20 protein-coding genes and 1 riboswitch are annotated in these 20575 nt (G+C 31.5%); of the genes, 17 read left to right on the forward strand and 3 right to left on the reverse strand.

Annotated features, from left to right (window positions below; translation table 11 throughout):
• Positions 1–117 precede the first annotated feature (117 nt).
• From RWM24_RS04340 to dltD, 5 genes are all read left to right on the forward strand, one after another.
• Complete coding sequence (locus tag RWM24_RS04340) at positions 118–1008, forward strand: ROK family protein (protein ID WP_314111954.1); 891 nt, start codon at positions 118–120, stop codon at positions 1006–1008.
• A 216-nt stretch (positions 1009–1224) separates the two neighbouring features.
• A complete protein-coding gene (gene dltA / locus RWM24_RS04345; protein WP_314111956.1) occupies positions 1225–2718 on the forward strand; it encodes a D-alanine--poly(phosphoribitol) ligase subunit DltA in 1494 nt (497 codons plus the stop codon).
• 1 nt (position 2719) lies between these two features.
• Positions 2720–3880, forward strand: a complete 1161-nt coding sequence (dltB, locus tag RWM24_RS04350; RefSeq protein WP_314111957.1) for a D-alanyl-lipoteichoic acid biosynthesis protein DltB — start codon at positions 2720–2722, stop codon at positions 3878–3880.
• A 15-nt stretch (positions 3881–3895) separates the two neighbouring features.
• Positions 3896–4132 carry a D-alanine--poly(phosphoribitol) ligase subunit DltC gene (gene dltC, locus RWM24_RS04355; RefSeq protein ID WP_314111959.1) on the forward strand — a complete coding sequence of 79 codons (237 nt, stop codon included), beginning with the start codon at positions 3896–3898 and terminating at the stop codon, positions 4130–4132.
• Positions 4132–5301, forward strand: a complete 1170-nt coding sequence (gene dltD, locus RWM24_RS04360) for a D-alanyl-lipoteichoic acid biosynthesis protein DltD (protein ID WP_314111961.1) — start codon at positions 4132–4134, stop codon at positions 5299–5301. Before dltC ends, dltD begins: the two co-directional genes overlap by 1 nt.
• A gap of 170 nt (positions 5302–5471) precedes the next feature.
• On the opposite strand, the gene RWM24_RS04365 is transcribed toward dltD, so the two are convergent.
• Complete coding sequence (locus tag RWM24_RS04365) at positions 5472–6725, reverse strand: CapA family protein (RefSeq protein WP_314111963.1); 1254 nt, start codon at positions 6723–6725, stop codon at positions 5472–5474.
• Between the two features lie 237 nt (positions 6726–6962).
• Between RWM24_RS04365 and fba the strand changes: the two genes are divergently transcribed.
• The 11 genes from fba to tadA all read left to right on the forward strand — a co-directional run bounded on the left by fba (position 6963) and on the right by tadA (position 18130).
• A complete protein-coding gene (gene fba, locus RWM24_RS04370; RefSeq protein WP_314111965.1) occupies positions 6963–7820 on the forward strand; it encodes a class II fructose-1,6-bisphosphate aldolase in 858 nt (285 codons plus the stop codon).
• A gap of 131 nt (positions 7821–7951) precedes the next feature.
• Positions 7952–8956: a hypothetical protein gene (locus RWM24_RS04375; protein WP_314111967.1), complete on the forward strand. Its 1005-nt coding sequence runs from the start codon at positions 7952–7954 to the stop codon at positions 8954–8956.
• A gap of 300 nt (positions 8957–9256) precedes the next feature.
• Positions 9257–11065 (forward strand): glutamine--fructose-6-phosphate transaminase (isomerizing), encoded by a 1809-nt coding sequence (gene glmS, locus RWM24_RS04380; protein WP_314111969.1) that lies wholly within the window; start codon positions 9257–9259, stop codon positions 11063–11065.
• Between the two features lie 126 nt (positions 11066–11191).
• Entirely contained in the window at positions 11192–12166 is a 975-nt protein-coding gene (locus RWM24_RS04385) for a LacI family DNA-binding transcriptional regulator (RefSeq protein WP_314111970.1), read from the forward strand.
• 137 nt (positions 12167–12303) lie between these two features.
• Positions 12304–12714 (forward strand): GNAT family N-acetyltransferase, encoded by a 411-nt coding sequence (locus RWM24_RS04390; protein WP_314111971.1) that lies wholly within the window; start codon positions 12304–12306, stop codon positions 12712–12714.
• Positions 12704–13609 (forward strand): ribokinase, encoded by a 906-nt coding sequence (locus RWM24_RS04395; RefSeq protein WP_314111973.1) that lies wholly within the window; start codon positions 12704–12706, stop codon positions 13607–13609. The genes RWM24_RS04390 and RWM24_RS04395 overlap by 11 nt, the downstream gene beginning before the upstream one ends.
• Position 13610: 1 nt before the next feature.
• On the forward strand, positions 13611–14531 hold the full coding sequence (gene rihC, locus RWM24_RS04400) for a ribonucleoside hydrolase RihC (RefSeq protein ID WP_314111975.1): 921 nt from the start codon (positions 13611–13613) through the stop codon (positions 14529–14531).
• Positions 14532–14542: 11 nt separating this feature from the next.
• On the forward strand, positions 14543–15922 hold the full coding sequence (dcuC, locus tag RWM24_RS04405; RefSeq protein ID WP_314111977.1) for a C4-dicarboxylate transporter DcuC: 1380 nt from the start codon (positions 14543–14545) through the stop codon (positions 15920–15922).
• 126 nt (positions 15923–16048) lie between these two features.
• The gene (locus RWM24_RS04410) at positions 16049–16519 is read left to right on the forward strand and encodes a low molecular weight protein-tyrosine-phosphatase (protein ID WP_314111979.1); all 471 of its coding nucleotides are present in this window, start codon (positions 16049–16051) and stop codon (positions 16517–16519) included.
• A complete protein-coding gene (locus tag RWM24_RS04415; protein ID WP_314111981.1) occupies positions 16519–17616 on the forward strand; it encodes an AI-2E family transporter in 1098 nt (365 codons plus the stop codon). The genes RWM24_RS04410 and RWM24_RS04415 overlap by 1 nt, the downstream gene beginning before the upstream one ends.
• 7 nt (positions 17617–17623) lie before the next feature.
• A complete protein-coding gene (tadA, locus tag RWM24_RS04420; protein WP_314111983.1) occupies positions 17624–18130 on the forward strand; it encodes a tRNA adenosine(34) deaminase TadA in 507 nt (168 codons plus the stop codon).
• A 61-nt stretch (positions 18131–18191) separates the two neighbouring features.
• Here tadA and RWM24_RS04425 read toward each other — a convergent pair whose 3' ends face one another.
• Positions 18192–18824: an SAP domain-containing protein gene (locus tag RWM24_RS04425; protein ID WP_314111985.1), complete on the reverse strand. Its 633-nt coding sequence runs from the start codon at positions 18822–18824 to the stop codon at positions 18192–18194.
• A gap of 220 nt (positions 18825–19044) precedes the next feature.
• A riboswitch (TPP riboswitch) is annotated at positions 19045–19135 on the forward strand.
• 147 nt (positions 19136–19282) lie between these two features.
• Between RWM24_RS04425 and RWM24_RS04430 the strand changes: the two genes are divergently transcribed.
• Positions 19283–19945 (forward strand): TenA family protein, encoded by a 663-nt coding sequence (locus tag RWM24_RS04430; RefSeq protein WP_314111987.1) that lies wholly within the window; start codon positions 19283–19285, stop codon positions 19943–19945.
• A 234-nt stretch (positions 19946–20179) separates the two neighbouring features.
• Here the strand turns inward: RWM24_RS04430 and RWM24_RS08340 are convergent, their stop codons facing one another.
• Positions 20180–20284, reverse strand: a complete 105-nt coding sequence (locus tag RWM24_RS08340) for a putative holin-like toxin (RefSeq protein ID WP_399539346.1) — start codon at positions 20282–20284, stop codon at positions 20180–20182.
• Positions 20285–20575 lie beyond the last annotated feature (291 nt).

Genomic DNA, 20575 nt, shown 5'->3' on the forward strand with positions numbered 1-20575 from the left:
TTAGGAAGAACAAGTAACTAGATATTTATTTTTAACTTCTCTAAAATTTATCATTGCAAAAATTGTAAAACAGGTCTACAATAGCGATGAAAACGATTGTAAAAAAAGGAGAGGTTAATGATGAAACAATCTATCGGTATAGATATTGGAGGAACAAAAGTAGCAGTAGCGATTATTAATGAAAAGGGAGAAATTGTAAGCCGTAGACAAGCTCCTAGTGAAGTAGAAAGTGCAGAAACATTATTCCAACAAGTGGTACGCTTAATCAATGAAGAATTAAATGAACATCCATTTTCAATTGAAGAAATGGAAGGAATTGGAATTGGATTACCAGGAAAAGTTGATGTTGAGAATGGAGTAGCTGTTTTCCAAAATAATATTCCATGGCCAAACTTCCCAATTGTAAAAAAATTGCAAGAGGTTTATGGTTCAATTCCAGTAAAAATTGATAATGACGTAAAAGTAGCTGCTTATGCAGAATATCGTCTTCAAAACTTAACAGAAAAAGAAATGTTTGCTTATGTTACACTATCTACAGGTATTGCAGCAACAAATATTGTAAATGACCAAATTTTACGTGGTGCAGGATTCTCAGGGGAAATTGGTTTTATTCCAGTTTCATTCTTTGATCAATGGATGAGTTTAGAAGAAGCTTGTTCAGGAGTGGGAATTCAAAAGAAAGCACAAGAATTATATCAAGATACTTCTGTTACAACTAAGGATGTATTTGAAAAATGGCGTCAAGGTGATGAAATCGCTACAAATATTATTCGTCAAGCAGCTAGTGGAATTGCAAGTAGTTTACATGCCATGGTTTGTTTATTAGACCCTCATGTTATTGTTTTTGGAGGAAGTGTATCTAATTATAATTCAGACTATATTGAGTTAGTCAAAGAAATTTTGGATACTCGTCTACATGTGGAACAAAAACATGTATTACAGAGAATGCTTACTTCAACTATTAAAGGAGACAATGGGATTATTGGAGCTGGATTATTAGTTTTATAAAGAATGGAAGGTTGGAATGTTATTCCAGCCTTTTTATTTTTAGTTAAAAAAAGGAGAGTTTAAAGAAAAAATCTAAAATGTGAAGAATTTCGGTAAAATTTCTTATAAAAGTTTGCTATTTTGAGGAATACGATTTCCAGAAAAACTATAATATGGTATACTTTTATTATGTGGCAGTGTAGACATTACTGTCAGGCGATTAGATAGAGAAGGGAAATGAATAAGGTGTTTGAAAAGTTATTAGATCGTTTAATGAGTTTAAAAGGGAATACTGAAAAAATCTATCGTCATGATTTATTTTTAGAAGAAGAATTATCTCCAGCTCAATTTTGGGAATATTCAGATAAATTAGCGTATTATTTACAAGAAAGATTACAAGAAAATCGTCAACCGATTGTTGTATATGGACATAAACATCCGATGATGATTGTCTATTTTTTAGCGTGTGTTAAATCAGGGCGTGCATTTTGCCCAGTGGATATTAACACCCCAATTGATCGAGTTAAAGATATTATTGCAACAGTACAATCACCAGTTGTATTAACAAGCGAAGAGATTGCATTAGAAACGCCAGTACTAGATGTTTCAGCTACAAAAGAAATTCTTCGTACAACAACTGAAATTATTGATTCTAGTTATTATGTGAAAGATGAAGATATCTTTTATATTATTTTTACATCTGGAAGTACAGGGAAGCCAAAGGGTGTTTCTATAACGTATTATAATTTAAATCAATTTTTAAAATGGTACACAGGGTATTATACTAATAAGGGACGCCAAGTCTTTTTAGGGCATCCACCATTTTCATTTGATTTATCAGTAATGTCTTTATGGCCTGCTCTTTATATGAATGCACCTTTAATTCAAATTGATCGTCAACATTTACAAGATTTTAAAGTGCTATTTAAAACTTTACAAGAATCAAATGCTACCATTTGGATTTCTACTCCATCTTTTGCAGAAATGTGTTTAGTAGATCCTAGTTTTAATCAAGAGTTACTACCACAGGTAAATCAGTTTGTATTTTGTGGTGAAAAATTATTTGCTACTACTGCTCAAAAATTATTAGATCGTTTCCCAAATGCTGAAGTAGTGAATACATATGGTCCGACAGAATCAACGGTTATGGTTACATGGGTATCGATTACGAGAGAGATTTTAGAACAATATCCGGATAATCTACCTGTTGGTGTGATTAAACCAGGGACAACGGTAACGATTGAAGGTGGAGATAGAGGGGAAATTATTATCCAAGGGGATACAGTCGCTAATGGATATTATCAAAACCCAGAAATGACAGAAAAGAGTTTTGTCATTCCTCAAACAGGAGATCGTAGTTATAGAACAGGTGATTTAGGTCATTTTGAAGGAGATTTATTATTCTGTGAAGGACGAATTGATTTCCAAATTAAATTACATGGACATCGTATTGAATTGGAAGATATTGATAATAACTTATTAAAAAATCCAAAAGTTCGCCAAGCAGCAACTGTTCCATCCTATGCAGAAGATGGAAAAATTAAATCCATCATTTCTTATGTTGTGTATACAGGGGCTATCGAAAGTCGATTTGCAACTGGAAAGTTGATTAAACAAGATTTGGCACAATATGTTCCAGAATATATGATTCCTAAAAAAATCTTCTTTTTAGATGAAATGCCATTAAATAATAATGGTAAAATTGATAAGAAAAAATTAAAGGAGTTATAGAATGGAGTATTTTGACGGCTTAGATTTTTTTGGAGTACTATTTTTAGGGCTTATTCCAATTATTCTATTACGCCTATTTGAAAAATCAGTTTATTGGATTACTTTAATAATTTCTATTGGAATTGCGATTGCAGTATTTAAAGAGCAGCCAAACCATTTTATAAATTTAATCATTTTTATTGTGGAAACCTATTTATTAGTTCGATTAGGTTTTCATTTTAGAGAGAAAAAATCTACAAAATATCCAATTTTATTGTTTGCGAGTTTATTATTAATTGCAGCAAAAACAGTTGTTGTTTGGAAAGTTTCCATTTTTGGATTTTTAGGAATTTCTTATATGACTTTCAAAGTGTTACAAATTATTTTTGAAACGTATGACGGAGTTATTAAGGAGCCGATTAATATTTTTGATTATCTTCAATTTTTATTATTCTTCCCAACTTTTAGTGCGGGACCAATTGATAGAAGTAAAAGATTTGTAGAAGATATTCATCAAATAATTCCTAGAAAAGAATATATAGAATTATTAGGAACAGGATTGTTTCGACTAGTTTTAGGGCTTGTTTATAAAATGGTATTATCAGGATTGTTATATTTAGCATTAAACCATTTACCAAATAAAGGATTTTTATTTACAACAGTCTCCTATATGTATGTATATACGTTTTATCTATTCTTTGATTTTGCAGGATATAGTTTAATGGCTGTGGGTGTAAGTAATATCATGGGGATTCAAACTCCAATGAACTTTAATAAACCATTTTTAAGTATCGATATTAAAGATTTCTGGAATCGTTGGCATATTTCATTATCAACTTGGTTAAGAGATTTTATTTTCTCAAGAATTGTGATGAAATCAATGAGACATAAATGGTTTAAAACTCGTTTATCTACTGCTATGTTTGCATATATGATAAATATGGTTTTTATGGGATTTTGGCATGGGCTTTCATGGAGTTATATTATTTATGGAGTTTACCATGGCATTTTAATGGCTTCTTTTGAATGGTATCAGAAGAAATCTAAGTTTTATAAAAAATATAAACAGAAAACAGCTTATAAAGTTGTCAGTTGGTTTGTAACCATGCATTTAATCATGATAGGCTTGTTAATTTTCTCTGAAAAGCCATATGAATTTATTATAAAATTATTATTGAAATAATAAGGAGAGAATAGTATGTTAGAAGAAAAGGTTTTAGCAATTATTGAAGAAATTTGCGAAGATGATGTGATTTATGAAGAACGAGATATTAATTTGAAAGAAGAAGGCTTGATGGATTCATTAGCTTTTGTTGAATTATTAGTTCGAATGGAAGAGTTTGGAATTGAAGTGGCTCCTACAGAAGTAACTTATGAGGAAATTGATACGCCTAATAAAATTATTCACTATATTGAAACAAGGGTGAATCAATAATGAAGAAAATACAGGCATTTGGAATAGCCTTAGTACTTGCGCTATTAACACTTGCATTATACCTTCATATCATTAACCAAAAATTGGCGAATTATTATCACGTGAGTGATAATAGTATTCGTTATAATTTTGAATTTACAAAATATAAAGGTAGAGATATTCTAAAAGATAATATTGATGATAAAACATTAGTCGTACTAGGATCTTCAGAATTAGGAAAAGTAAGTGAACATCCTTTTCATATTAAGCAATTGTTTAATTATGATGATTTTCATATTATGGCAATTGGTGGAGGGAATTTCCAAAATATTATTCAAGCTTCCATGCTAGGATCTTTGGGGAATGATTTTCCAAAGCAAAAGTTTATTCTTAGTGAGTCATTTATTTGGTTTGATCAATTTGGAATGAATCCAAAAGCCTTTTTAAGTCGTGTTTCAAATGAACATGTCTATTACACTTTAATTAATCCTAAAATTTCAAAAGAAACCAAGGAAAAATTTATGAAGAGAGTGTTAGAATTATCAAAAGATAATAAAAATGTTCATGAAACTTTTGAACGCTATAAACGTCGCTTAGTTGATCATAAAGGAACAATTGTAGATGATTGGCTCATTAAAATAGATGTAGAAAAGTTTGCTTTAAATAATAAAATAAGTTTCTACTTTACAGGTAATGTAACGCCAATTCCTTCAAGTGGACCGGTTACTCCTAATTATGATTGGAAAGAGCTTCAAAATAAATATTTAAATGATGCGAAGGTACGAACTGAAGGTAATGATTTTGGTATTGAAAAGAGATATTATGCATCTGAAATTCAAAATAGACTTGAAAAATTGAAAAATTCTGCAGCTAAATATAAATATGATATTTCTACAGAATATGATGATTATGCCTTAGTCTTACAAATGGCAAAAGAGATGGGATTAGAAGTCGAAGTTGTTAATTTCCCAATTAATGGTAAATGGTATGATTATATTGGAATTGGTCCAGAACAACGTGCGATTTATTCTAAAAAAATAACAGAAATAACAGAATCATTTGGATATAAAATCATGGATTTAACTTCAAAGGAATATGAACCCTATTATATGTATGATACGGTTCATCCTGGATGGAAAGGATGGCCTGAAGTTGCTGAAGAAATGCTTAAATTCTATCAAAAAAATTAGCGAAAAGCATCAATTATTATTATGGACATTGGCTTTCTATGTTTTATTTGTCATGTTAGGGTTATACTTAATTCATGCAGATTTTTCAAATATCGAAGAATTTGTCTATAGCGCTTTTTAATAGAAAAAATAAGTTCCACACGACGAGTGCTGTCGTGTGGAACTTTTGTTTAGAATTTTATATTTAATAGTTCTAGCATTTCATGATAAGCTTTTTCAATTCGTTGACGGGTTGTTTCGTCAACAGTATTGGCGTATTTTGCACCAGGTAAATAATCTTCAGCTAGGAATACTTGATAATCGTATGCAGGGTAGCCTTGGAATGTACGATTGATTGGGGTACGAGAAACCCATGTTGGATGAGCTTGTACACTTGTTAAAGTCGTTTGATTTCCTTCTTTTTGAATCGTAATATCCATAATAACGCCACGTTCCGTCCAAATATTGTCTAATGTTTCAACACGTTGATTGGATAATAAATTTCCCATTGAATAAATAATAAATTTCTTTTGTCCATCTTTTTCAATAGTTTCAGTTGGTTCAGCAACGTGAGGGTGACCTCCGAAGATAACATCTGCTCCCCATTCAATCATTTTATGATAAGTGTCTACTTGAGCCTCTGTTGGAGATAATTTATATTCTACTCCCATTTGCGGCATTACAATTGTAAAATCAGCTATTTCTTCCGCTTTTTCAATTTGTTCTTTTACTTTATCCATATTTAAATCATATAAATGATTGTTGTAATCTTCTTGTGAGATACTAGCTTCAATTCCGTTAAAGCCATAGGAGAAACCTAAAATAGCAACTTTAATGCCATTCACTTCTTTAACTAAAATTCCTTCATCCGGATTTACTTTAACCCCGAAAATATCTAAACCTGCTTTACGAAATGCGGTAGCAGTATATTTTAATCCACTAATTCCTGTATCTAAAATATGGTTATGTGCTAAGTCTAAAACATCATATCCGGCGTCTTTAATACTTTGAATGACTTCTTCAGGTGCATTAAAGATTGGATAGCCGGCTAAAGGGCGATCTGGATTAATTGTTCCTTCAAAGTCACCTAATGCTAAATCAGCAGAAGAAACTAATGGTGTAATTTGTTCATAATCGTTTTTGAAATCATAAGTTTGTCCATCAAAAGCACTACCGTAAACAATGTCGTGATAGAGCATATCTCCGCTAGCTGTAATACGAGCGGTTTGAATCGTGTGATGATCGGATGATTCTATTGTACTAGTTTCGTTAGAGGAGCTATTTTTAGTGAGTGCTTGATTCTCATTTTGAATAATGGATGGAATATTTAAAATAAATATAACAATAGCAATAGATGCTAAAGCGATAAATGAAAATAATAGTTTTGCCATTCGAGCTTCTTTTAACGCACGTTTATGATGTGCACTGTCTTTACGTTGATTCATAGAATACCTCCCAATATATGAATTATCCTTATTATAAAGCAATTTTAAGAAAACTACTAGCAGAATTTAAAAGGAAAAATTGAATCGATTATGGAAAAATGAAAGTGTAATGAAAACAAATATTATACGAAATAATTTCATAACTAAGCGTAAATAGCTAGCCAATAAAGAGAAATTAGGGTATAATAGCTACGTACAAATAAATACTAGGTTACTAGTATAAGGAGGAAATTTTAAATGAGTCGTTTAGTAAGTATGACAGAAATGTTGAACAAAGCTAAAGAAGGTAAATATGCCGTAGGTCAATTCAACATCAATAACTTAGAATGGACACAAGCTGTTCTAACTGCTGCTCAAGAAGCAAAATCACCAATCATCTTAGGAGTATCTGAAGGTGCTGGTAAATATATGGGTGGCCCATTAGTAGTTGCAGCTATGGTAAATGCATTATTAGAAACTATGGATATCACAGTTCCAGTTGCATTACACTTAGACCATGGTTCATCAGTTGATGTTTGTAAAAAATATATTGATGCTGGTTTCAGCTCAGTAATGTTTGACCACTCTCATTATCCAATTGATGAAAACATTGAATTAACTAAAGAAGTTGTTGCATATGCACATGCTAAAGGCGCTTCTGTAGAAGCTGAAGTAGGTACTGTAGGTGGTACTGAAGATGGCGTTACAGGAGGAATTCAATACGCTGACTTACACGAATGTGAACGTATGGTAAAAGAAGCTAATATTGATGCATTAGCAGCAGCATTAGGTTCAGTTCACGGAACTTATGCAGGTGAACCTGTATTAGGATTTGACGAAATGTTAGCTATTTCTGAAGCTACTGGTGCTCCATTAGTATTACACGGAGGATCTGGTATTCCAGAATATCAAATCAAAAAAGCAATCGAACGTGGACATGCTAAAATCAATGTTAACACTGAATTACAACAACAATGGACTGCAGCAGTTCGTGCTAAATTAAATGCAGATGCTGAAGTTTATGACCCACGTAAAGTAATCAAACCTGGTTTTGATGCAATCGTTAAAGTAACTAAAGAAACAATGGATATCTTTGGTTCAACTGGAAAAGCTTAATCATTAAAGATATTTAACAGAGGTGAGAGAAATCTCACCTCTTTTTTGTTCGAAAAAAGTAGTGTTTTAAGAGTATTTAGAGTAAAATGTTGCTAAATGAGACAAAATTTTACCATAAAAGGGAGATAGAAATGAAAGTTAAAAAAAGAGTCACAAAAGGGGCAAGATTGTACTTATTACTTAGTTTGTTCATAATTTTCATATCATTTTTTATGCTAAAAAATGTTGTTAGTTATACTGAACCAATTGAAGAAATGTTTATCAATCACCCTTTAACAGAAAAGGAAATAGAAAAGGTTCAAGTGGTTCGAATTTATGATATCGAAAAAGTAGAATTACCAAATGAAAAACAAGATTTTTATATCATTGAAGATGAATTAGGTTATCATATGTTAAAATCAGGGAATGCTAAATTAGACGAAATGGCAGAGGAAGCTAGCAAACTGTCAAAAGCAAGACCATTTGAAAATAAATTATTTTTATTAAAAATAAGGGTCATTCCTGAAATTAAACGAGGAAGAAGAGGAAGAAAAATTGTAAAGATTTCTCCAGAAATGCAACAGGATTTTGCAGCTGTTTTTCAAAAGAGTAATTTAGCAAAGAAAAAAGAGAGAGAAGCGAAAAATGATACAATGTTAGCTTATACGTATCAGTTAGCGCACTTAAAAACAGATCTTTATTTTGATGAATTTGATGAGATTGATTTATGGTTTGAAATAGGGAAAGGTATAGTTGTTCTTATTGTGGGGTTAGGATTTTTAGTAGCATCTGGAAAAATTATTTATCATAACTATAAGAATTATAAAGAATTATTCGAGTTGTTCCCAGAAGTTCAAGGTCATATGAATCTTTTAGTGGAAAATGCCGAGTATGTTTCAAAGGATTTTGCTTTATTAGTTTATAAAGGGCATATTATTATTCATGCAGATGAATTTTATGTGGAATCATTGAATAAAATTCGTGGTATTCGTAAGTTTAAGAAGAGTTATAGAGCGATTGTAGAATATTATTTACGAGTGAAATATAAAAACTCTGATGAACCTTATGAATTATCGATTGGATCCTTTGCGGGTAAGAGATATGTCGACGACGAAAAATGGTTAGAGGAAAACTATAACATTCTTGTTGAATTATAATTAGGTCTTCCCTTCGGGGAAGTCTTTTTTTGACAAATAAGTACAAAATCGTGTATGATTAATCATGTTTCTGAAAATAAACAGCTAAGAAAGGTAGCAGAATTGGATAGCGCCAGGCTTATCATGATAGAGGATAAGTGACGAGGATTGAGTTTATCGAAATATTCGGCGGGTGACTCAAGGCAGTGCAGTCTACAGCAATATACAAAAATCTCTGAGGGGATACAAAATTTTTGCAAGCACCAGAAACAATGAAAAATTTGTTTGAAGGAAACCCTTCATTAAAAGGAGACTATATATATGTGTGGAATTGTAGGATGTATTGGAGAGAACCGTATTCAAACGGTTATTTTAGATGGATTAGAAAAATTAGAATATCGTGGATATGATTCAGCAGGATTATTTATTGCAGATGCTGATGGTACAACACAATTAGTAAAAAAAGTAGGACGTATCGTAAACTTACGTGAAGCAGTGGATGAAGAAATCCCAGCATTTGCAGGGATTGGGCATACTCGTTGGGCAACTCATGGACCAGCAACAGAAAATAATGCTCACCCACACCGTTCTCAAAATGGACGTTTTACATTAGTTCATAATGGAGTAATTGAAAACTTCTCTGAATTAAAAGAAACTTATTTATCAAATGTAAACTTCCAATCTCAAACGGATACAGAAGTAGCAGTGAATTTAGTTGAATATTTTGCAGAAAAAGAAGGTTTATCTGGTAAAGAAGCTTTCCGTCGTGCGTTAAAAGAAATTCGTGGATCATTTGCATTTGGTTTATTAGATGAACAAGCTCCAGGAGTATTATATGCTGCAAAACATAAGAGCCCTCTATTAGTCGGAGTAGGAAAAGACTTCAATGTTATTTGTTCAGATGCGATGGCAACTATTTCTCAAACAGATACTTACTTAGAAATTAAAGATGAAGAATTAATTACCATTACAAAAGATAAAGTAGAGATTGAAACAATTGACGGTCAAGCAGTAGAACGTGCACCATTTAAAGCAGAATTAGATGCAGATGATATCGAAAAAGGTGCTTATCCTCATTACATGTTAAAAGAAATGGATGAACAACCTGCCGTATTACGTCGTATTATTAAAGAATATACAAATGAAGCTGGTGAATTAGAAGTTCCTAGCGAATTATTAGAAGAAATTGGACAAAGCAATCGTGTTTATGTTGTAGCTTGTGGAACAAGTTATCATGCTGGTTGGATTGGTAAATATTTATTAGAACAACTAGCAGGAATTCCTGTTGAAGTATTTTTAGCGAGTGAATTTGCATATCATCAACCAATTTTATCTGAAAAACCATTCTTTATTTTCTTAACACAAAGTGGAGAAACAGCAGATAGCCGTCAAGCATTAGTAAAAGTGAATGAAAAAGGTTACCCTTCATTAACGATTACAAATGTTAAAGGTTCAACGTTATCTCGTGAAGCAACTCATACATTATTACTTCATGCTGGTCCAGAAATTGCAGTAGCTTCAACAAAAGCTTATACAGCACAAATTACAGTCATGGCAGTATTAGCAGAAGTATTACGTCGTACAAAAGGACGTCCTCAAACATTTGATATGAGTCATGAATTAGCAGTGATTGCTTCAGCCATCGAAGGTGTATTAGATGAAAAATCTGTTGTAAAAGAATTAGTGGATCAAAACTTATTAGATACAGCAAATGCCTTCTATATTGGTCGTCATTTAGATTATTATGTAGCAATGGAAGCAGCATTAAAATTAAAAGAAATTTCATATGTACAAACGGAAAGTTTTGCAGCTGGAGAATTAAAACATGGTACAATTGCCTTAATCGAAGAAGGCACACCTGTAATTGCTTTATTAAGTGAGCCAGTAGTTGCAAGCCATACAAGAGGAAATATCGAAGAAGTGAAAGCACGTGGAGCTAAAACAATGGTCATTGCTATGGAAGGAAGCGAACGTGAAGGCGACGATATCGTTTTACCAAAAGTACAAATGGAATTAGCACCAATTTTAAGTGTTGTTGTAACACAATTAATTGCTTATTACACATCTCTTGGTAAAGGATTAGATGTTGATAAACCAAGAAACTTAGCAAAATCTGTAACAGTGGAATAATGAAGTTAAATCGCCTTTTCGTTTTGAGAAAAGGCGATTTTTAAATGTGTAGCTACGAATTTAATTGTTAAAAATAGAAAAAAACATTACAATAAGATAAAAATAATAGAGAGATGGAGTGATGAAATGTCCAATGTAACTTTAAAAGATATTGCTAAAATTGCAAATATTTCCCCAGCTGCGGTTTCTATTATTTTAAATGATAAACCATCAAGAATATCTGAAGCCAAAAAACAAGAAGTAAAAAAAATAGCAAAAGAATTAAATTATAGACCAAATAAAATAGCTAGAAGTTTATTAGGAACACCAACAAAAACAATAGGGGTACTAATTCCAGATATTGAAAATCCGTTTTTTTCTAAATTAGTTAGAATTATTGAACGTGAAATGAGTACTAAAGGGTACTCAATATTAATTGCTAATAGTAATGATATTTTTAAAAATGATATCAATCATATTAATGAATTTCTAGAAAGACAAGTAGATGGAATTATTATTTGTGTAGCAAACGAAACGTACTTACATTTACAAGAATTTAGAGATTTTATAATGAAAATAGATTCTGCAATAGTTTTTGTCGACCGTTTTGTAACAGGTATTTCTAAAGGACAAGTTGTCTCGGATAATAGATTAGGAGGCTTCCTAGCAACTAGTTTATTGCTAAAAAAAGGAGTTAAGGAACTATCAATAGTTACAGGTAAAAAAACATCTTTTATTTCTAATGAACGTTTAAAAGGAGTAAAAGATGCATTGGAGGATTCGGATAAGGGAATAAAAGTTAATTATTTTGAAGGTGATTTTCATTATGAATCTGGAATGAAAATAGGAATGGAAACAGATATTTTAAAAGAAAATAGTGGGATTTTTTGTTTTAATGATTTAATGGCATATGGGATATTAAGTGCTAATAAAATAAAAAAAATAAGTGATTTTCAAATAATAGGATATGATAATTTAAAATATGCAGAAATGTTTGGAATACAATTACCTTCTGTAAATCAAAATATCAAGCAACTAGCAGAAGAAGCGGTTAAAATGTTACAGAGAACCTTAGAAGAAGGGGATTATACAGAGACAATTTATTTAAAACCATATTTATAAAACTAAAACGAATGAGTGCATAAGAATTATGTGCTCATTTTTTAATTTAGAATTGACAACGCTAACAAAAAGGTGCATAATAAAATCACAAACAAGGTTAAACGTTTAACCAAAAGTTGAAGTTAGGAGTGATAAGATTGAGAATTATATATAATGCTTTAACTGCAACGGAATATTTAGAAATGCATAAATTGGTTAACTTTTATCCGTATGAATATAATGATGTGAGGCTTGCTCTAGAAAAGGATATTATTAATATTAAAATTTATTCAAAAGATAAATTAGTTGGAATAGGAAGAGTTGTTGGTGATGGAAGAATTGTGTTCTTTTTAAAAGATATAATTGTCCATCCAGAATTTCAAAATAAGGGGGTAGGTACATTATTAGTAATGAATTTGTTAAATCAAATTAAAAAGATAGGATGTGATCATGCATATATTGGTTTAATGAGTACGAGTGGAACAGAGAACTTTTATGAACAATTTGGATTTATAAAACGGCCGAATGGTACGTTTGGAAGTGGTATGGTGATGTTTGTTGAAAAATAAAATATATGTTGTAGGTAGTATTAATATTGATGAAAAGATTAGTATTGATAGTATTCCAAAAGCTGGTGAAACAAAACATGGTAAAAATTATCATATTAGTTTTGGAGGAAAGGGAGCAAATCAAGCGATTGTTGCAGCTTCACTGGGAGCATCAACTCTTTTTTTGGGAAGAGTAGGTAGTGAAATTCAAGGTGAAGAAGCAATAAATGAAATGAGAAAAAATGGAGTTAATGTTGAAAGTATTATTAAGGATACAACTGCCTATACCGGAAGAGCAATTATTATATACGAAAATATGGATAATAGAATATTGTTAGCTCCTGGTGCTAATAATAATGTTTCTGAACAAGATGTTGAGAAATTTATTGATGGAAATATGAATGATATTTTATTAGTTCAATTTGAAATTCCGCTAGAAACTATTTGGTATGCTATAAAATTAGCTAAAAAGAAACATATGATAGTAGTAGTTAATCCAGCACCGGCAAAAAGAATACCAAAAGAAATATTAAAAGAGATTGATTATTTAATATTAAATCAATCTGAAACAGAATTACTAACAGGAGAGTATCCGGAAAATATAGAAAATTGTAGAATTGCATCTAACAAACTGCATGAGTATGGAGTGAAAAATATTGTTATCACATTAGGTGAAAAAGGTGCTTTCTATTCAACTAAGAATTTAAACGGGTTATTACCTTCGATTAAAGTAAATGTAGTAGATACAACTGGTGCAGGAGACTCTTTTCTTGGAATGTTTGTATATAAATTGTTAGAAGAAGAAAATATCGAAAAAATTATACAATATTCGGTAGTGGCTGGTGCTTTAGCATGTGAAAGAGAAAATGCACATGATTATGTACCAACATTAGAGGAAATAGAGGAGAAAATGTAAAATGACGAGAAAAATTATTATTGATACAGATCCTGGGATAGATGATGCAGTTGCAATTGCAATTGCATTATATGCGAAAGAATTGGACGTTCAATTAATTACAACGGTAGCAGGAAATGTTGGATTAGAAAATGTAACAACTAATGCATTGAAATTATTAAAATTTTTAAATAAAAAAGTTCCTGTAGCTAAAGGAGCAAAAAAACCATTATTAAAAACAGCGATGTCAGTTGAATCAGTGCATGGTAAGACTGGTATGGAAGGATATGATTTTCCAGAACCTGATACAAGTTTATTAATGAATATAAATGCAGTTGAAGCAATGCATCAAGTAATACAAAATAATAAAGAAATTACACTAGTTTGTATTGGGCCATTAACAAATATAGCTTTATTAATAAATTCTTATCCAGATGATCTGGAAAAGGTTAAGGAAATTGTTATTATGGGTGGAGCCATTGGAAGAGGTAATTCAGGGGTATATTCTGAATATAATTTTCATTTTGATCCAGAAGCGGCAAAAATTGTTATGGATTTTCCAGTAACTAAAGTGATTTGTCCTTTAGAAATTGGTAAGGAGGCATTAATTTATCCTGAAATTTCAGAAAAAATAAAAGAGTTAAATCCTACAGGAGATATGTTTTATTCACTATTTAAACTATATAGAGGAGGTAGTTTTTCTACAGGATTAAAGATGTATGATAGCACTGCTATTGCATATTTGTTAGCACCTGAAATATATCAATTATCTAGTGAGTATGTCACAATAGAAACTAAAGGAGAATTTACTCAAGGTGCTTCTTTAATTGATATAAATAAAAAAATGGGTAAAGAAGAAAATGCGATTGTTGCAATAGACGTTAATGCTGATGAATTTAGAAAGTGGTTTGTATCAGCAGTAGAAAAATGTAAAGTAGAATAAGGAGGAATATTATGAGTACAATTGTTACAATTTTATTAGGAATTTGTTCAGTGGGTCTAGTTACTTATTTATTATTAAAAAAAGCAGATATTAAGGTTGCAATGTTAGGAATAGGTATATTACTTCTATATATTGCTTCGTTAACAGGAATTCCAGTTATTAAAGAACCTGTTAATGAATTTATTGACCCACTTACTTCGGTTGTAAACCAATTTAAATCAACTCTTTCTGGAGCAGGATTAGTCATTTTGATTTTGGGTGGTTATACTGCCTATATGAATAAAATAGGGGCGAATGAAGTAACTGTTAATGTTTTAACATCTCCATTAAAGCATGTAAAATCATCTTATTTTTTAGTTCCAGTAGTGTTCTTGTTAGGTAACTTATTATCTTTAGTAATTCCAAGTGCTTCGAATTTAGCTATAATTTTATTAGCTACTTTGTATCCAGTATTAGTAAAATCAAAAATGAGCCCATTAACAGCAGCAGCAGTTATTGCTACAACTGCAACAGTAATGCCTACTCCATTGGGATCAGATAATGTTGCTATTGCTCAAGAATTAGGAATTCCTGTGGCAGAATATGTTTTTAACTATCATGCGATTATTTCTGTCCCAACACTATTAGTTATGGCTCTTGCACATTATTTATGGCAAAAATATTGTGATAGATCAATTCAATTTAGTGAAATTGATTATGTTTTAGATTCTTCTGTGGATGAAAGTAAAAAAATGTTTACAGGCTTCACTAAATTTGTCTATGCATGTTTACCATTGTTGCCAATTTTGATTATGTTAGTGATTTTTGGAGTTAACTCTTTACTAGGAACAAATTTAAAAGTTTCAGTTGAAATTGTGGCAATTATTTCCTTTGTTATTGCAATCATTTGTGAATTACTAAGAACAAAAAATGTTAAAGAAACATTTGATAATGTAGATTTCTTCTTTAAAGGAATGGGTAATTCTATGGGAATTGTAATATTATTAATTGCAGCATCTGTTTTTGTTAGTGGATTAAAAGGAATTGGTATTATTTCAGTACTTCAAAAATCCATGGAAAATACTAGTGCATCAGGAATATTACTACCATTAATCTTAGTTATCTTCACAGCTATAATTGTATTATTAAGTGGTAGTGGTACAGCTCTTTTCTTTGCGATGGTGCCTCTAATGGTTCCTTTAGCTACTGCAGCTCATATTAGTCCTTATGCTGTTACAGTTCCAATGGGGTTAGCAGGGAATTTATTACGCGCAGTATCTCCTGTTGCAGCAGTTGTTATGATTGTTGCTGGCAGTACTAAACAAGAACCGTTAGATATTGTTAAGAGAACATCTGTCCCAATGATTGTTGGTGTAGTATTTATGCTAATCATATCATTCATCTTGTTTTAAATTAGATTAATCTCTAGCACACGAAAGACAACAAAATAGTCTTTCGTGTGTTTTTTGTTATGGAATTAAAAGGACGAGCATTCTAAAATATGATATACTGGCAGAAAGAGAAAAGGAGAGTTGCAGATGAAAGTTGTATTTGTATGTTTAGGAAATATTTGCCGTTCACCGATGGCAGAAGCTGTATTTAGACAAATGGTAAAAGATAGAGGCTTAGAACAACAAGTCATTATTGATTCTGCAGCAACAAGTTCTTGGGAACAAGGGAATCCTGTTCACTCTGGTACTCGGAAACAATTAGCAAAAGTCGGAATCTCTACCGATGGAATGTATTCGAGACAATTATCCTCTGTAGATGCCGATGCGGATTACATCATTGGAATGGATTCGGAAAATATGATGAATATAAGGCGAATGATGCAAGGAAAGACTGATGCAAAAATTGCGTCTTTATTAAGTTTTGCAGGAAACAAGCGAGATATTGCAGACCCTTGGTATACCGGTGATTTTGAACAAACATATCAAGATGTTTGTTTAGGCTGCGAAGCTTTAATGGAAGAAATTCAAGAGAAATTACAGAAAAATGGAGACAAGTAATGGAGAAAAATTTTAAACAACAATTAATATTAATTGCAGTAGCTGCGGCGAGTTTATTTTTCGTATTAAATATTAGACATTTATACGCAGGAGTGAATACTTTTTTAGGGATGATGTCTCCTATTGTTTTAGGACTATTACTAGCTTTTATTTTTAATGTTCCTATGAAACATATGGAGAAGCAATTAGAAAAAATTAAGGTTCCTTCTTCTTTTCGTAGAGGAATTGCGATTTTAGGAGTATTATTGATTTTTGTTGCAATTGTGGTTGCCATTTCTTGGATTATTGTACCTACTTTAGCGAATACAGTTGTTCAATTAGGAGAAAGTTTAAATTATTTAATGAATTTCTGTATTTATTGGGTTCAACATTCTGGATGGTTACAGGCAGCTGATGTAGAAAGAGTCACGAGTTTTATTAATCAGAGTAATATTGTTTCTAGCGTAGTATCTTTTTTAGGAAGTTTTACTTCTAATGTAACGGGTATTTTTTCAAATGTATTTACGATTTTAATGGCTGTATTTTTAATGTTAAATATTTTAGGAAGTAAAGAACAGTTACATTATTTATTAAATCGTTTATTAAAGGTAGTATTGCCAGAAAATAGATATCAGCTTCTTCAATATATTGGAACGATTACGTTAGATACATATGATAAGTTTTTAATGGGACAGTTAATAGAATCGATGATTATTGGCTCGCTTGTTTTCGTTACTTATAGTGTGTTTAATTTACCATTTGCAGCAATTACAGGTGTATTGGCAGGGGTACTTTCATTTATTCCATATATTGGTCCGTTTTTAGCTTGTATGTTAGGTGCAGTTTTTATATTTACAGTAAGTCCAATTCAAGCATTAATATCAATAGGTGTTTTCTATGGATTACAGTTGATTGAGGGGAATTTTATTTATCCACGTGTAGTAGGAAATTCAATCGGTTTACCAACAGTGCTAACGTTAGCAGCTGCATTAATCGGTGGTAATTTATTTGGAATCATTGGTTTAATTTTCTTTACACCTCTGTGTGCGGTTATTTATCATTTAGTAAAGGAATTAGTGATAAAAAAAGAAAAAGAATTACAACTATCTCATGAATGAGGTGAGTATGATCGAACAAATGGAAAAAGAATTTTTCATGAAGGAAGCTTTAAAAGAAGCTCAAAAAGCGTATGAAAAAGAAGAAGTACCAATTGGTGCAGTCGTTGTGTTAAATGGAGAAATAATTGGACGTGGACATAATTTGCGTGAGATGGAACAAGATGCAACGTTACATGCGGAAATTAAAGCAATCCGTCAAGCAAATCAAGCTTTGGGGAGTTGGCGATTAGAAGATTGCGAATTATTTGTAACATTAGAACCATGCCCGATGTGTAGTGGAGCCATGATTTTATCTCGGTTAAAAAAAGTAACGTTTGGAGCTTTTGATCCAAAGGCAGGAACTGCAGGAACATTTATGAATTTATTACAAGATGAACGATTTAATCATCAAGTAGAAGTCGAACATGGCGTGTTAGAAGAAGAGTGTCAACAAATCTTAAAAGACTTCTTTAAAGGATTAAGAGAACGAAATAAAAGACGAAAAGAGCAAAAGAGATTGGAAAACGGTGAATGACCTTAGGTTACTCATCGTTTTTTTATGACACCTCTCTCTTCTAATGAAGTATCTAACTTAATTAGTTGGAATCTGTCTCCTTACGATATTCCTTTACTTTATGTTCATATTCTTTTAAAAGTTCTCTAGAATAAATTTTTTCATTTGTCGAATTTTTAACTTCTTTCCAAAAAATAGATGCAACTTTTAACTTATTTGAATAAAATTTGCTACATTCATCTGAGCAAAAATCTTTTAGAAACTGATTCCATTGACAAGCTGAGCTATCATATTTTGCATAATCTGATTCACCATAATATATTTTAATCATATCTTGAATCGTGAATGTTATATCTTTATCTTTTTTTACTTTTCTCCATGCTGTTGCCATATTAGCACTAAATTTAAACGGACTAATACCTGTTACAGCTGAAAAATAATCACGAAATTTTTGGTTGAAAGAAAAACCACAGTAAAGTAAAGGAGTATTCAAAGTTATAACTTCAACTCGATTTTTGTTTCTATTGCTCACACTTTTTTCTACTTTATTTCCTAAAAAATATTGATGAATGATATCATTCAATTCTTGCTTCGTACCTCTATACTCTAATCCTAGGGATTTACAAATTTGTGATAGTTCATCACGGTACCAATAGTAACAATTAAATTCTTCAAATGAATGGATATCTTTAAAGTTAGGTCTTTGTTCTTTCATATGAACTCCTTAATCAATTTACTTATTCATTATTATAAATGTAATGAGTAAAATTGTACATTTTAGGAAATTGAACAATCTGAACAAATGACAACTGTTTATTTGGAGAATTTCAAGTGGGAGTAGAAATATGAAGAAGTATTATAAAGGTTTTACAAATTCAAAAATCAAAAACTTTACATTAAATCCCTGTATTGTTATACTGGTTTCGAATGAAATGAGAGAACATTTGGGGTGCCTTTATGGCTGAGATGATACCCATTGAACCTGATGCAGTTCGTACTGTCGAAGGGAAATGATTCGCTAATTATGTCTAATCCATAGGATAGATTAAGGGAAAGGACTTATATTTGAATAATCATCTAATATCCTCTTTTGTTTGCCTCATCATTTAGCAAATGAAAGAGGATTTTTTTGTCCTCTAGACAAAATATGGAATAGGAAAGGAATGGTTATATATGGGAAAATATGCTTTTAAAACGGGAAATGCTGTGGGAGAATTGCTAAAAAATAGTCAGAAAGATTGGCAAGCTGCAGTCAATCATCGTTTTGTAAAGGAGCTTTTTGAAGGAACGATTGAGGATGAAGTGCTAATAAAATATTTGATTCAAGACTATCATTTTTTTGATGCTTTTTTATCGATGCTAGGAGCTTGTGTGGCACATGCTGACACGCTTGAAGCAAAATTACGATTTGCAAAACAATTAGGATTTTTAGAAGCAGATGAAGATGGCTATTTTCAAAAAGCATTTAAAGAATTAGGAGTGGCAGAAAACGAATATTTAGAAGTAACGTTACATCCTGTGACAAAAGAGTTTCAAAAACTAATGTATTCAGCAGTCGATTCATCTGATTATGCTCAGCTTTTAGTGATGTTAGTTATTGCAGAAGGTTTATATTTAGATTGGGGCTCTAAGGAATTGCCTCTTCCAGAGAAATATGTTCATCTGGAGTGGATTCATCTTCATAGAGGAGAATTTTTTGAAGAATGGGTTCAGTTTCTTGTTGATGAGTTGAATAGAATTTGTAAGGTTAAAGTAACGATTTCAGCACTGCAAGAACGTTGGAATCGTGCGGTAGCTTTAGAATTAGCATTTTTTGAGATTGGGTATGAAGGTTAGTTGTTTATAGTACATTAAATGGAATGTTGATTTTAAAGAGATATTTTCCCTTGTGTTTGACAAACGAGAGTAAAATTGGATTTGCGAAGTTTGCAATTCATTTTGTTTTTGGTATAATAAAGATACAAAAAGAGCCGAGCTGCAACTCGACTCTGATGTAGACCGTTGAAAAGACGGTGGCTTGTTTATGATGTTTTAATAACACCGCAAACTATACCCAAGTTTTGTGCGGTGTTATTTTTTTGTTAGTAATTCTATAAGTTTAACAATGAGTGCTACTAACGCAACTAATAAAGTCGCAAAAGAACACGCCAATGTCAAAGCTTCATAGACTGACAAAATACAACCTCCTTTCGATAGATTTTAAACAGATGCTCATAGGCATCACCTACCTTTATAGAGATTGCCACCGCTTTAAAACTTTCTACGCCGAGAGTGTACCATGAACGAAATAATAGTGAAATGTGTAAAAAATCACGTTGTTATAATAATATTCTTTTGGTTATTTTTACTTGTGTTTAATTGAGACATTATCACTTGTGTTTGACACACGTAAATGATTCTCACAAAAAAGATGTGTCAAGCGCAAGTTAAAATGTCCCGAAAAAAATTAGTTTAGTACAGGTGTGC

The organism is uncultured Granulicatella sp. (assembly GCF_963516875.1).
In the GTDB taxonomy this organism is placed as follows: Bacteria; Bacillota; Bacilli; order Lactobacillales; family Aerococcaceae; genus Granulicatella.

Bases quoted from the DNA above. Each gene is read 5' to 3' on its own strand.
- RWM24_RS04415 (WP_314111981.1), top strand. From the start codon at position 16,519: ATGGAGAAAAATTTTAAACAACAATTAATATTAATTGCAGTAGCTGCG.
- RWM24_RS04385 (WP_314111970.1), top strand. From the start codon at position 11,192: ATGTCCAATGTAACTTTAAAAGATATTGCTAAAATTGCAAATATTTCC.
- RWM24_RS04410 (WP_314111979.1), top strand. From the start codon at position 16,049: ATGAAAGTTGTATTTGTATGTTTAGGAAATATTTGCCGTTCACCGATG.
- RWM24_RS04375 (WP_314111967.1), top strand. From the start codon at position 7,952: ATGAAAGTTAAAAAAAGAGTCACAAAAGGGGCAAGATTGTACTTATTA.
- RWM24_RS04430 (WP_314111987.1), top strand. From the start codon at position 19,283: ATGGGAAAATATGCTTTTAAAACGGGAAATGCTGTGGGAGAATTGCTA.
- RWM24_RS04340 (WP_314111954.1), top strand. From the start codon at position 118: ATGATGAAACAATCTATCGGTATAGATATTGGAGGAACAAAAGTAGCA.
- dltC (WP_314111959.1), top strand. From the start codon at position 3,896: ATGTTAGAAGAAAAGGTTTTAGCAATTATTGAAGAAATTTGCGAAGAT.
- rihC (WP_314111975.1), top strand. From the start codon at position 13,611: ATGACGAGAAAAATTATTATTGATACAGATCCTGGGATAGATGATGCA.
- dltB (WP_314111957.1), top strand. From the start codon at position 2,720: ATGGAGTATTTTGACGGCTTAGATTTTTTTGGAGTACTATTTTTAGGG.
- glmS (WP_314111969.1), top strand. From the start codon at position 9,257: ATGTGTGGAATTGTAGGATGTATTGGAGAGAACCGTATTCAAACGGTT.
- RWM24_RS04425 (WP_314111985.1), bottom strand. From the start codon at position 18,824: ATGAAAGAACAAAGACCTAACTTTAAAGATATCCATTCATTTGAAGAA.
- dltD (WP_314111961.1), top strand. From the start codon at position 4,132: ATGAAGAAAATACAGGCATTTGGAATAGCCTTAGTACTTGCGCTATTA.
- tadA (WP_314111983.1), top strand. From the start codon at position 17,624: ATGATCGAACAAATGGAAAAAGAATTTTTCATGAAGGAAGCTTTAAAA.
- dcuC (WP_314111977.1), top strand. From the start codon at position 14,543: ATGAGTACAATTGTTACAATTTTATTAGGAATTTGTTCAGTGGGTCTA.
- dltA (WP_314111956.1), top strand. From the start codon at position 1,225: ATGAATAAGGTGTTTGAAAAGTTATTAGATCGTTTAATGAGTTTAAAA.
- RWM24_RS04365 (WP_314111963.1), bottom strand. From the start codon at position 6,725: ATGAATCAACGTAAAGACAGTGCACATCATAAACGTGCGTTAAAAGAA.
- fba (WP_314111965.1), top strand. From the start codon at position 6,963: ATGAGTCGTTTAGTAAGTATGACAGAAATGTTGAACAAAGCTAAAGAA.